This window comes from Photobacterium piscicola, from assembly GCF_900166965.1.
In the GTDB taxonomy this organism is placed as follows: domain Bacteria; phylum Pseudomonadota; class Gammaproteobacteria; order Enterobacterales; family Vibrionaceae; genus Photobacterium; species Photobacterium piscicola.
Map to the genome: position 1 here is coordinate 111,143 of NZ_FUZI01000004.1, position 13,262 is coordinate 124,404.

Here is a 13,262-nt window from a genome sequence, read left to right on the forward strand (position 1 = left end):
TTTTGATTTAGTTTAAAATTTCACTAGTGCAGAGCCCCAAGTGAAACCGCCGCCAAACGCTTCTAATAATAACGTTTGACCACGTTGAATACGGCCATCACGTACCGCTTCATCTAATGCTGTCGGTACTGTTGCCGCCGACGTATTACCATGACGATCCAGTGTAACCACCACTTGATCCATCGACATTGATAATTTTTTCGCTGTTGCTGAAATAATACGCATGTTCGCTTGATGTGGTACTAACCAATCAAGTTCAGATTTATCCATATTATTGGCAGTAAGCGTATTTTTAACCAAATTAGACAGTTGTGTTACAGCAACTTTAAATACTTCGTTACCTGCCATGTAAAGCCAAGTATTTGCATCAAAGTCTTTATCATGTTCTGGTACAGCAAGGCTTAGCAAACCACCAAAATGACCATCAGCATATAAATGCGTTGAAATGATACCTTGCTCTTCACTTGCGCCAAGAACAACCGCACCTGCCGCATCACCAAATAAGATAATGGTTGAGCGATCTTGTGGATCACAATGATGAGAAAGTGCATCAGACCCAATCACTAATACATTTTTCGCCATGCCCGTTTTAATATGCTGATCAGCAACACTTAATGCATAAACAAAGCCTGTACATGCCGCAGATAAATCAAAAGCAGGACAACCTTTAATATCTAACATGCCTTGTACTTGGCAAGCCGCAGAGGGAAATGAGTGACTTGCACTAGACGTAGCAACAATAATAAGATCGATATCTTCTTTATCAATGCCAGCCATTTCAATCGCGTTTAAAGAAGCATGATAACCCATCACTGCCACTGTTTCGTCAGCCGATGCAATGCGACGCTCACGAATACCAGTACGAGCAACGATCCATTCATCGCTGGTGTCTATCGTTTTTTCTAAATCCGCATTGGTGCGAACTTGTGTTGGCAAATAGCTGCCAGTTCCTAAAATTTTGCTATACATGAAGACTAATAATGCCTCTCTAATAAGACCTCTTCCAGACGGTCACTGATTTTCATCGGTATTTGGCGTTTAATCTCATAAACCGCTTGGCTTATGGCATTCTCCAAAGCTGTGGTGTCGGCACTTCCATGGCTTTTAACGACAATACCGCGTAATCCTAACAGACTTGCGCCATTATACTGGTCGGGGTTCAATTGCTGTAAGCTATCAAACAGTTCACGAAATAGCCATTTAGCAATCAATCGCTTAAATGGATTACGACCAATATTACGCTTAATACAATCAATGAATAGGTTTGCTACCCCTTCACTGGTTTTTAAACTCACATTCCCGACAAAGCCATCACATACAATCACATCCGCTTTATCGGAATACAATTGATGACCTTCAATATAGCCAATGTAATTAATATCGGAAGATTGACTCAACATTTCAGCACAACGTTTAACCAGATCATTGCCTTTAATGGCTTCTTCGCCAATATTAAGTAATGCCACGCGAGGTGGTGAACCTAATGTTTGTTCCGCAACCACAGATCCCATAACGGCAAATTGGAACAAAGTATCTGCATCGCAGGAAACATTGGCACCGAGATCTAATAACCAAGTATGGTTAGCGTGACGATTAGGAATTTCTGAAATTAAAGCGGGACGTTCAACACCAGGAAGCTGTTTAAGCACATAACGGGATAAAGCCATTAATGCACCGGTGTTGCCAGCACTCACACAGGCATCTGCATCACCTGCGGCAACAGCATCTAGAGCCATGCGCATTGAAGAGCCTTTACTATGGCGTAATGCTTGTGATGGACGTGTTTCATTGGCTATAACGTTATCGCAATGCACGATAGACAATCGAGGATGATTGAGCTTATTAAGAAGAGTTAGCTGGGTAGTGATAGCACTTATATCACCAAATAGAATGAGTTTGAGCTCAGGCGAATGCAACAGTGCCTGCACGGCGGCAGGCACTGTTACTTGAGGACCGAAATCCCCGCCCATTGCATCAAGTGCAACGGTAAGACCCATCAAGGTTCAACCTTACTTGTTGATAACCTTACGGCCACGGTAGAAACCGTCAGCTGTCACGTGGTGACGTAGGTGAGTTTCACCTGATGCTGAATCTACAGATACTGCTGCTGTAGTTAGCGCATCATGTGAACGACGCATACCACGTGCTGCACGTGATTTTTTGCTCTTTTGTACGGCCATTAACCCTACTCCTGTTAAATTTAACTTTTAAGATTTTTCAATACTGCAAACGGATTCGGACGCTCATCAGCAACGGGGATCTCACCAAAAGACAAGTTATGTGTGCCGATCTTACAATCGTCATCATCATGTCTTGCGACTTGTGGTAATTCTAACATCAATTCATCTTCGATGAGTTCAATTAGGTTAATCTCGCCATTTTCATCGACAATTGTCGGCTCATAGGCTTCCGGTAACTTATCAATAGCCTCTTCATCACGAACCGGACTATAACAGAATTCAACACTAATTGTGTGTGGAAATTCTTCCTGACATCTCTGACAGGTCAACATCACATCTACACTTGCGTTTCCGCGCATGAAAGGAATACGACGTTGGTCAAGGTCAAAAGACAAGTTGACGTTTGCATCACTTATTACGCTCTGGGTTGAGCCAGCTAAACGAGACAGAAGATCAGCTTTGATGATGCCATCATAGTCGAGTCTTTTCTGTGCAGTGCGTACTGGATCTACCTTTATCGGCAATTTTACCTTTTGCATAGGGCGCGAATATTAGCCTTATAGTCTGGTTGAGTCAAAGGAAATGTGCCGGAATTAACAGCTTTTGAACAATTCTCGTGCTGCCATGAAAATTCGTTCAACATTCATTCCCCCTCCTCATTAAAAAGTTTTTATTTCTTCATCACTCAATCACTTGACGATTGCTGATAAAATGACGAAAGATCACTCAATCATTGTTTAAATGCTAGCCAATACTGGCTTTAGTGGAATTTAAATCAATAATTGCGCCTTATAATAGCATTGTGCTGTAACGATAACATCGTCTGTCTGCATTGAAATCAAAACAATCAATAAATAAAGCTCACTGGCTTTGAATCACAGCGATGAGTACACTCAGGGGATTACTTCATTTAGATAACTAAAATAGCCTATGAACCAGTCACTTGTTCTTGCATCTACTTCACCATTCCGTAAAAGTTTGCTTGAAAAACTACAGCTTCCTTTTACAACAGCTAACCCCAATGTAAATGAAGCCATGTTAGACAATGAGTCAGCTACAGCTTTAGTGATGCGATTAGCACAAGCTAAAGCGCTCGCTTGTGCAGAATCTCACCCTAGCCATCTTATTATAGGTTCAGACCAAGTATGTGTCATTGACGGGGAAATTTTAGGAAAACCGCATACTGAAGCGAATGCTTGTGCTCAGCTACGTGCGGCCAGTGGCAAAGTCATCACCTTCTATACTGGCTTATGCTTATATAATTCACGCACACAAACGACACAAGTGATTTGTGAACCGTTCCATGTCCACTTCAGAACCTTAACCGATAATGAAATTGCACATTATGTCGCTCAGGAACAACCCCTTTATTGCGCAGGCAGTTTTAAAAGTGAAGGATTGGGCATTGCATTATTTGATCGATTAGAAGGACGAGATCCAAATACACTGGTTGGATTACCGCTAATTGCCTTACGAGAAATGCTTGCCAATGAGCATCTGGCGGTTTTATAAGCCAGCTGCGGTATTATCCCCATTACAATAAGTGTCATTCTCGTTTCCTAGGCTCTTGTGTCATTTCCAACCATAAAGGTTCACGAGGGAGATAAGGAATCAAATACTGTGAAAGATGACCTCTTAATTTATGGGATTGGTATTACAAAAATAAAAAATCATAAAAATAAAAAAGGCGAGCACAATGCTCGCCTTACGATTTTTTAACATCATTAAAAGGTGCGAAGTTTGGCAAGACAGCGTTCTAACACTGGCTCCATCGGCGCACTAATATCCATTAACTCATCAGTATGTGGATGGGTAAATTTAATGTTCGCCGCATGCAAAAATAAGCGTCCTAATCCTGTTTTCTTAGTGTAAGCATCAAAACGTGGGTCGCCATAACGATCATCCCAAGCAATAGGATGGCCCTCGTATTGACAATGTACACGAATTTGGTGAGTACGCCCGGTCACTGGACTTGCTTGTACCAGTGTCGCTTGAGAAAAACGTTCTAATACTTTAAAGCGAGTATCTGAAGCTTTACCTTGCGGATTAACACGTACAATGCTGTTAACTTCATTTTTCAATAACGGTGCATTTACTCTCTTACAGTTTGCCTTCCATTCCCCCATCACTAAGGCAAAATAATATTTCTGAACCGTTTTTTCTCTAAATTGTTCTTGTAGTTTACGTAACGCAGAACGTTTCTTTGCTACCAACAAAATGCCAGAAGTATCTCGGTCAATACGGTGTACTAACTCAAGGTATCGAGCATCAGGTCGTAATGCACGTAACGCTTCAATCGCACCAAACTTCAAGCCACTACCGCCATGAACAGCTGTGCCTGATGGCTTATTCAAAATCAATACATGATCATCTTCATAGATAATGCATGATTCAAGTTCGGCCACTTTATTCAATTTGGTACTAATCGGTGCTTGTTCGTCTTTCTCAGGAACAAAAACCGGTGGGACGCGTACGAGATCACCATCCTGCAATTTATATTCAGGTTTAATACGTTTTTTGTTTACTCGCACCTCGCCTTTACGCAAAATACGGTAAATCATACTTTTTGGTACATTTTTAAGCCTAGCACGGAGAAAATTATCGATCCGTTGGCCAGCAAAATCATCAGTAATATCGATGAATTGCACTTTAGGTTTATCTTCTGTCATAAGTTTGATTGTACCATGCAAATAAAGCAGATTGCCGCAAAAAAGTGAGCCTGCTATGATTGCATTCTAGAATAAGTTTTTTTGCTTATTTTACTGACAAGGTGAGCATGCTCTCACCATTTCGGCTATTTTATATACAACTCAGGTGATAAACGCAGCACGTGGCGTAAGACGTTATGGTTACCGGAGTTTTTTTTAGCGCGTCAGATTACAGATTTTTTTGATGTAACAGATACAACCACACCTCGATGTGGTGATACCAGCTGTGTGTTTCAGATCTAACCATCTCGACACAGTTGGCTAATACGTGTGGCCATAGAGCACTCCTGCATTCCAACCGTGAGGTTGCACCCGTACATCAGACTTGGAGTCAGGCACCATCAAAAAATTGATGTAATTAGCGGCGCTAATACACAACGACAATAATGAGTACAATATAATGAAAAGAATGTTGATTAACGCAACTCAGAAGGAAGAGTTGCGCGTCGCATTAGTTGATGGCCAAAAGCTATTTGATCTTGATATCGAAAGCCCTGGTCACGAATCTAAAAAAGCAAATATCTACAAAGGCCGCATCACACGTATCGAACCAAGCCTGGAAGCTGCGTTCGTTGATTACGGTGCAGAACGCCATGGCTTCCTCCCTTTAAAAGAAGTCGCTAAAGATTACTTCCCATCAAACTATTCTTACCAAGGTCGTCCTAACATTAAGGAAGTCTTGAAAGAAGGCCAAGAAGTTATCGTTCAAGTTGATAAAGAAGAGCGTGGCAACAAAGGTGCCGCACTTACAACCTTTATCTCATTAGCGGGTAGTTACTTGGTGTTAATGCCTAATAACCCTCGTGCTGGCGGTATTTCTCGTCGTATCGAAGGTGAAGAGCGTACACAACTTAAAGCTGCATTAAGCACATTAGAACTGCCTCACGGTATGGGTCTAATTGTTCGTACTGCAGGTGTAGGTAAATCAGGTGAAGAGCTTGAGTGGGATTTAAATGTTCTTCTTAATCACTGGAATGCAGTGAAAGAAGCCGCTGAATCTCAAGCTGCTCCATTCTTGATCCACCAAGAAAGTAATGTTATTGCTCGTGCTATTCGAGATTATCTACGTCGTGATATCGGTGAAATTCTTATCGATAGCCCACAGATTTTTGAACGTGCACGCGATCATATTAAATTAATTCGCCCTGATTTCTTATCGCGTATTAAGCGTTATGAAGGTGAAGTTCCACTATTTAGTCACTACCAAATTGAAAGCCAAATTGACTCTGCGTTCCAGCGTGAAGTTCGTTTACCTTCAGGTGGCTCAGTTGTTATTGACCCAACAGAAGCACTAACATCTATTGATATCAACTCCGCTCGTGCAACAAAAGGCGGCGATATCGAAGAAACAGCATTACAAACTAACCTAGAAGCCGCTGATGAAATTGCTCGTCAATTACGTCTACGCGATCTTGGTGGTCTTGTGGTTATCGACTTCATTGATATGACGCCAGTTCGTCACCAACGTGAAGTAGAAAACCGTTTACGTGAAGCTGTTCGTGTTGACCGAGCGCGTGTACAAATTGGTCGTATATCTCGCTTTGGTTTGCTAGAAATGTCACGCCAACGTTTAAGCCCATCTTTAGCTGAAGCAAGCCATCACGTTTGTCCACGTTGTACAGGTACGGGTGTTGTTCGTGATAATGAGTCACTATCACTTTCTATCTTGCGTTTAATCGAAGAAGAAGCATTAAAAGATAACAGCTCACAAGTACTTGCAATTGTACCTGTGCCTGTTGCTTCTTACCTATTGAACGAAAAGCGTCCTGCGGTACAGCACATTGAGAAATATCACAATGTGCATGTTGTTATCGTGCCAAACGCCAACATGGAAACGCCACACTTTGAAGTGTTACGTATTCGTGAAGGTGAAGAGCAAGAGACACTTTCATACCATCTTCCTAATGCGATTGATGCACTGAAAGAAGCAGAAGCGACTGAAGCTCCTCAACAAGAGCGCAGTACAAGAAAACGTGAAGAACCTGTTCTACACGGCTTTGCAGCACCAAAACAACCAGCGCCAGTGGTAGCGACACCAGAAGCACAACCGGCAACTAAACCACAAACGATTATTGCTCAAGCGCCTAGTATCTTTAGCCGCATTTTTGCTGCAATTTCTTCATTCTTCAATAACGGTACTGAGCAGAAAACCGAGATTAAGCAAGAAGTAGAAGCACCAGCAAAAGAACAAACAAATAATAATCGTCGTAACAACAATAACCGTCGTCCTGATAACCGTCGTAATGACCGTCAAGGTAACCGTGACAACACTCGCCGTAATGGCAATCAAGAGAGTGATCAAGACAACAAAGCTGAACAGCAAGATCGCAACAACGAGCAGCGTCAATCTCGTCGTCGCAATGAGCGCACGGACAAAAACCGTCAGCCTCAAGCCGAACGTCCAGTTAAGCAACCGCGTCAACCTCGTTCTGAAGAAGCGAAAGAGCAGCAACGCCAGTCTCGTAAAGAAGAGATTCAAGCGCAGAAGCAACAACGCCAACAAGCAAACGAAGTTAAAGCAAAAGCGACTCAAAACGTTGTCGTTGAAGAGCAAGTGGAAGCCGAAGACAAAAATGTTGTTAAGGTAAAACAGCGTCGTCAACGTCGTCAGTTACAGAAGAAAATTCGTATTACTGACAAAACAGCACCGGTTGTTGAAGAACAAGCTATTGTTGAAACTGCAGCGATCACTACCCCATCACCATTAATGGAAATGGGTACAACGATTGCTAAAGAAGCGCAAACAACGTCGACTCAAGATCACGCTATTGTTGATGAGCAATCAGAAACAAATGAGCAAGACAACAATCAACGTCGTAACCGTCGTTCACCACGTCATCTACGCGCTAGCGGTCAACGCCGTCGTCGTATTCGTGATACACGTAGTGAAAAACAAGATTACGAGCAGCATGAAGATCCAAGCTGTTACAACGTTGCTGATGCAGTTGAACACGCCGTTGTTGAAGCAACAGACACTATTAGCGATATGGTAAATGTTGTTTCTATTGTTGAGAAACCAAAAGCACCCCGCCAAACATCAGGTGTAGCAACACCAGAAATGGCAATGGGCAAAGTATGGTCTCGCATTAAGCCAACAATTGAAGCTCCTGTAGCTGCGGTTGAAACTGTTGTTGAAACTAACGATGATCTTATCATTGCTAATCATTCAGCAATCGCGAAAGCATTACCTGAAGTTGAGTCAAAACCTGCTTTAGGCGGTGTTGCGATGCCTGAACTTGCAATGGGTAAAGCATTCCCATTACGTGCAGCGTCAATTGTTGAAACGCCTGTTGTTGAAACGCCTGTTGTTGAAACGCCTGTTGTTGAAACGCCTGTTGTTGAAACGCCTGTTGTTGAAGCACCTGTTGTTGAAGCACCTGTTGTTGAAGCGCCAGTTGTTGAAGCACCTGTCGTTGAAGCGCCAGTTGTTGAAGCACTAGTTGTTAACACAGCATCAGCACCAATGACGAAAATCGTTACTGAAGCTGTCGCGGTTACGGCAACATCTCCACGTGGTTTCCATGCGGTAGCAGCAATGACTAAAGCGCCAGCACCTGTTGAAACAACAGTAAAAGTGCATGTTGAAGCGGCACCACTACGAGAGCTTGCAACAACACGCTCTGCGGGTAGCCAAACAGCAACCAACTCAGCAGCAGCACCAATGACTAAGCCATCTTTTGACTAAGTTAGTGTAAACTGCCAATAAAAAGCCATGCATCTGCATGGCTTTTTTATTACTCCACTTTTGAGTCAAAAATAACCATCTTTTTTAACAATCAGCGGGTTTGACTTCATTAACATGGTAAAAAAGCATATCTTTACATCATTTAACGTCGTAAGTTGAAGCGTTGTAAATCTTTCGGTAACATTCTGTTACTCAATACATTTAAATAATCCATTCATTTTAGCGAAGAGAAGAACGCCTAATATATGCCTGAATTTCCTCAAGTCTCACAACAATCAGTCAAAAATGATATCCTTTCTGGATTAACTGTAGCACTTGCTCTAGTACCAGAAGCGGTTGCTTTTGCGTTTGTTGCTGGTGTCGATCCTATGGTTGGTCTGTACGCCGCATTTATTGTTGGTTTAATTACAGCCATCTTTGGTGGTCGTCCTGGCATGATCTCTGGTGCAACAGGCGCAATGGCTGTTGTCATGGTTAGCCTTGTTGCTCAACACGGTATTCAATACCTGTTTGCCGCAGTAATGTTAGCGGGTGTATTTCAAATACTGGCTGGCGTATTCCGCCTCGGTAAATTTATTCGTATGGTCCCGCATCCCGTCATGATTGGTTTCGTGAATGGTCTTGCGATAGTTATCTTCTTAGCACAACTTGGTCAGTTTAAAGTTCCTTCTACAACAGGTGGCTTAGAATGGATGCAAGGTACTCAGCTTTACATTATGCTGGGCTTAGTGTTGTTAACCATGGCTATCATTTACTTCTTACCTAAACTCACCAAAGCGGTCCCTTCTTCGTTAGTTGCCATTTTAACCGTAACAGCACTGGTGCATGTATTAGGTCTAGATTCACGTACTGTTGTGGATTTTGTGCGTACAATGAGTGGTGACGCTAATGCAACATTGGCAGGCTCACTACCCACTTTTGCCCTACCCGATGTTGGCTTTAATCTAGCAACCCTTAAAATCATTCTGCCTTATTCTTTGATTTTAGCCGCGGTAGGTTTAATCGAATCATTACTGACACTGACTGTTATTGATGAAATGACCAATACCCGTGGTCACGGTAACCGTGAATGTGTCGGTCAAGGTATGGCAAACATCACCTGTTCTGTTTTTGGTGCTATGGGTGGTTGTGCGATGATTGGTCAATCAATGATCAACATTAACTCTGGTGGTCGTGGCCGTTTATCAGGTATTACTGCTGCTATTGGTCTACTGGTGTTTATTCTATTTGGATCTGCCTTTATTGAAATGATCCCACTGGCTGCATTAGTTGGTGTGATGTTTATGGTGGTTATTGGTACCTTTGAATGGGCAAGTTTACGTATGATGCGTAAAGTGCCAAAACATGACTTCTTCACCATTATTCTGGTTACCTGTGTAACGGTAGCTGCGGATCTGGCTGTTGCGGTGTTCGTTGGTGTTATTTATTCAGCACTTGTGTTTGCATGGAATCATGCCAAGCAAATTTATGCGAGTTCGCACATTGATAACAATGGAGCCAAAGTTTACCAAGTGAATGGTCCATTGTTTTTTGGCTCAGCGTCTCATTTCCTAGAGCTATTTGATGCGCCTAACGATCCACAAACAGTGATTATTGATTTTGCCCATTCACGTGTAGCCGATCACTCTGCGATTGAAGCGATTGATACCCTTGCAGAACGTTATGCAAATCGTAACAAAAACCTTCATATTCGACATTTAAGTCCTGAATGTCGTCGATTACTACAAAAAGCAGGTAACTTAGTAGAGGTCGATATGATTGAAGATCCAACCTACAAAGTTGCGACTGATGTTCTAGGTTAATCATTGTTAATATCAAAATAAAGCCCGTGTAGTCCTGTGACTACGCGGGCTTTCGTTTATAATCACCAATGCGTTATGATTGTATTTATGATAAATACAGCAATGTTACCAAAGAGGAAATTATGGTTGATTCAACCACCAAGGATGAACGTCACCAAGCCCGTCAACAACGTTTAAAAGAACAGGTTGATAATAAAATTAATGCTGCCCAACAAGAACGAGGTTTAGTGCTGGTTATTACGGGGAACGGTAAAGGAAAATCAACCTCAGGTTTTGGCATGATTGCGCGCGCCGTTGGTCATGGTCAACAATGTGGTGTTGGTCAATTTATCAAAGGCACGTGGGATTGTGGCGAGCGTAACTTGCTACAACAACATGGCGTAATATTTTCAGTCATGGCGACAGGCTTTACATGGGAAACCCAAAATAAAGCAGCAGATACCCTTGCCGCTCAAGCGACATGGTCTGATTGTAAAGCGATGTTAGCGGATAGTACATTAGATGTGGTATTGCTAGATGAGCTCACTTACATGGTGACTTATGACTACGTCGATTTAGATGAAATTATTAACGCAATCAACGCCAGACCGTCACACCAAACCGTTATTATTACAGGACGTGCAGCTCACCGCCGTTTGATTGATATTGCAGATACAGTTTCTGAAGTGCGTAATGTCAAACATGCTTTTGAACAAGGAATAAAAGCCCGCAAAGGTGTTGATTGGTAAAGATAACAGCTTCAAGCGTTCTAAAAAAAAGCAATGTGAACAATAAACTAACACTCATTTACATTGAATGATATTTTACTATTAGAATAAGCGTTACATTTTATAATACAAAAATGCCTATTAAAATTATAAACAGCGTAATAGCTGGAGAAAATATGCCGTCTCATTTACCTCGCTCATTTAGTAAACCGTTTCTAAAAGTCTTTCATATTTTAGAAGCTATATTATTAATCGCTATCACCCTAGCAACCGTTGTTGCAATGGTGAATGAATTTATCCATGTGTTTGTTAACCGTAATATTCAATTAACCGACATATTATTAATGTTTATCTATCTTGAAATCCTCGCTATGGTGCAGCAATTTGTGGCTCACGGTAAGATTCCAGTACGATATCCACTGTATATCGCCATAATGGCCATTGCTCGTTATATCACTCTTGGTATGAAAGAGCTCGATGGTACATTTATTATTTGGTTATCACTGGCAGCATTTATTCTTGCCGCGGCGACTGTTTTAATTCGAATTGGTCATCACTATTGGCCTTACGAAGAACCAGAAGAGCCAGGTAAGAAACAATCTGACGATTAATTGTCAGATTTAAAATACACCACACATTAAATTTAATAGGGCGAATCTAATGATTCGCCCTTTATTATTTAAAAACTATTCACAACAAAGTGATACAAATTACGGCTTAAATGATCATTTGAGCGAGCACGTAACCAATACAACAGGCAGAGATAACCCCGATTAAACCTGGCATCATAAAACTATGATTGAAGTACCACTTACCAATTTTAGTGGTCCCCGTAACATCAAAGTTAACCGTTGCAATATCTGACGGATAATTAGGAATGAAAAAATAACCGTATGTCGCTGGCATTAAGCCAATTAACAACGCAGGGTTTAATCCCATAGCCAAACCAACAGGTAGCATCATTCGCGCGGTTGCTGCTTGTGAATTAACTACCACAGAAACAGTAAATAGCGCCAATGCAAAGGTCCACGGGTAATCTTGTACCATGGCTGTGATGCCCGATTTAAACGATGGCATTGCATATTGGAAATAGGTGTCACTCATCCAAGCAATACCAAAAATAGCAATCGCAGCAACCATACCCGATTTAAACACTACCCCTTCAGGGACTTTCTGCACATTAGTGCGTGTCACTAAAAGAATTAAGCCACCAAAACCTAGCATCATCATTTGAATAATTAATGACATCGAAATAGGTTTAGCATCACCAATGGTACGAATTTCTGGCACCATCGCCACAATCACAATCGTTACCAACGCCAACACAAACAACAATACGGCATGCATAGCAGAGCGTGGTAATTGCTCATTAAGTGAGGTTTTAGTGGTATGAAGAATTTGATCTCGCCAGACAGGATCTTGTAGTCGACGTTGATATTCAGGATCATCAGCCAGCTCTTTACCACGACGTAAACTGTACAATGATAATAATAATGTACCGCCTAATGTTGCAGGAACTGTCACCATCAAAATGGATAATAAATGAATAGAGTCAGTGATCGTAGACAGTTGAGCAAGGTAATAAACAACAGCAGCAGAAATAGGACTAGCGGTAATCGCAAGTTGAGAGGCAACAGAGGAAGCCGCCATTGGGCGCTCTGGACGAATACCATTTTTAAGGGCAACATCACCAATGATTGGCATAATTGAATACACCGCATGGCCGGTACCCAACATAAATGTCATCACGTAAGTCACTAACGGACCGACAATAGTGACGCGCTTAGGATTACTCCGCAAAATACGTTCTGCTATTTGCAGCATGTATTTTAAGCCGCCCGCCGCTTCCAGAATTGACGCACATGTCACAACGGCAAGGATAATCAACATCACGGTAATCGGTGGTGACGTCGGTGGCATACGGAAGATAAACACTTCCACCAGCAAACCTAATCCTGAAACAACCCCAAGTCCAATACCGCCAAAGCGACTACCTGCATATAACACTAACAACAGGAATAAAAATTCCAAATACAACATGACTTATCTCCCTATATATCATTGATACTCTGTTAACCAAAGTACCGATTATTAGGAGCAAAATGCCTCTTCTACTCATCAGCCATATTGATAAATATCAAACTACTTAATAGCAATAGACGCTAAATTTCACTTATGAG

The 13,262-nt window shown here is 41.9% G+C and carries 11 protein-coding genes; 5 read left to right on the forward strand and 6 right to left on the reverse strand.

Features of this window, described 5'->3' with window-relative positions:
• Nucleotides 1–12: 12 nt before the first annotated feature.
• The 4 genes from CZ809_RS11955 to yceD are packed head-to-tail and all read right to left on the reverse strand — an operon-like array spanning nt 13 to nt 2,719.
• Nucleotides 13–969, reverse strand: coding sequence for a beta-ketoacyl-ACP synthase III (locus CZ809_RS11955; RefSeq protein ID WP_080157867.1), 957 nt, complete (start codon nt 967–969; stop codon nt 13–15).
• 5 nt (nt 970–974) lie between these two features.
• On the reverse strand, nt 975–2,000 hold the full coding sequence (gene plsX, locus CZ809_RS11960) for a phosphate acyltransferase PlsX (RefSeq protein WP_162494756.1): 1,026 nt from the start codon (nt 1,998–2,000) through the stop codon (nt 975–977).
• 9 nt (nt 2,001–2,009) lie between these two features.
• A complete protein-coding gene (gene rpmF, locus CZ809_RS11965; RefSeq protein WP_006231206.1) occupies nt 2,010–2,180 on the reverse strand; it encodes a 50S ribosomal protein L32 in 171 nt (56 codons plus the stop codon).
• A gap of 20 nt (nt 2,181–2,200) precedes the next feature.
• Nucleotides 2,201–2,719, reverse strand: a complete 519-nt coding sequence (yceD, locus tag CZ809_RS11970; RefSeq protein WP_080157869.1) for a 23S rRNA accumulation protein YceD — start codon at nt 2,717–2,719, stop codon at nt 2,201–2,203.
• Between the two features lie 391 nt (nt 2,720–3,110).
• On the opposite strand from yceD, the gene CZ809_RS11975 reads away from it, so the two are divergent.
• Nucleotides 3,111–3,692, forward strand: coding sequence for a Maf family protein (locus tag CZ809_RS11975; protein ID WP_080157870.1), 582 nt, complete (start codon nt 3,111–3,113; stop codon nt 3,690–3,692).
• A 212-nt stretch (nt 3,693–3,904) separates the two neighbouring features.
• Here CZ809_RS11975 and rluC read toward each other — a convergent pair whose 3' ends face one another.
• Nucleotides 3,905–4,849 carry a 23S rRNA pseudouridine(955/2504/2580) synthase RluC gene (gene rluC / locus CZ809_RS11980; protein ID WP_080157871.1) on the reverse strand — a complete coding sequence of 315 codons (945 nt, stop codon included), beginning with the start codon at nt 4,847–4,849 and terminating at the stop codon, nt 3,905–3,907.
• Between the two features lie 439 nt (nt 4,850–5,288).
• Between rluC and rne the strand changes: the two genes are divergently transcribed.
• The 4 genes from rne (at nt 5,289) to CZ809_RS12000 (ending at nt 11,693) form a co-directional block, all read left to right on the forward strand.
• A complete protein-coding gene (gene rne, locus CZ809_RS11985; RefSeq protein WP_080157872.1) occupies nt 5,289–8,573 on the forward strand; it encodes a ribonuclease E in 3,285 nt (1,094 codons plus the stop codon).
• Nucleotides 8,574–8,818: 245 nt separating this feature from the next.
• Entirely contained in the window at nt 8,819–10,375 is a 1,557-nt protein-coding gene (locus tag CZ809_RS11990) for a SulP family inorganic anion transporter (RefSeq protein WP_080157873.1), read from the forward strand.
• 122 nt (nt 10,376–10,497) lie between these two features.
• Nucleotides 10,498–11,103 carry a cob(I)yrinic acid a,c-diamide adenosyltransferase gene (cobO, locus tag CZ809_RS11995; RefSeq protein WP_080157874.1) on the forward strand — a complete coding sequence of 202 codons (606 nt, stop codon included), beginning with the start codon at nt 10,498–10,500 and terminating at the stop codon, nt 11,101–11,103.
• Nucleotides 11,104–11,258: 155 nt separating this feature from the next.
• Complete coding sequence (locus CZ809_RS12000; RefSeq protein ID WP_080157875.1) at nt 11,259–11,693, forward strand: phosphate-starvation-inducible protein PsiE; 435 nt, start codon at nt 11,259–11,261, stop codon at nt 11,691–11,693.
• A 106-nt stretch (nt 11,694–11,799) separates the two neighbouring features.
• Here the strand turns inward: CZ809_RS12000 and CZ809_RS12005 are convergent, their stop codons facing one another.
• Entirely contained in the window at nt 11,800–13,122 is a 1,323-nt protein-coding gene (locus tag CZ809_RS12005; protein ID WP_080157876.1) for an anaerobic C4-dicarboxylate transporter, read from the reverse strand.
• Between the last annotated feature and the right edge of the window lie 140 nt (nt 13,123–13,262).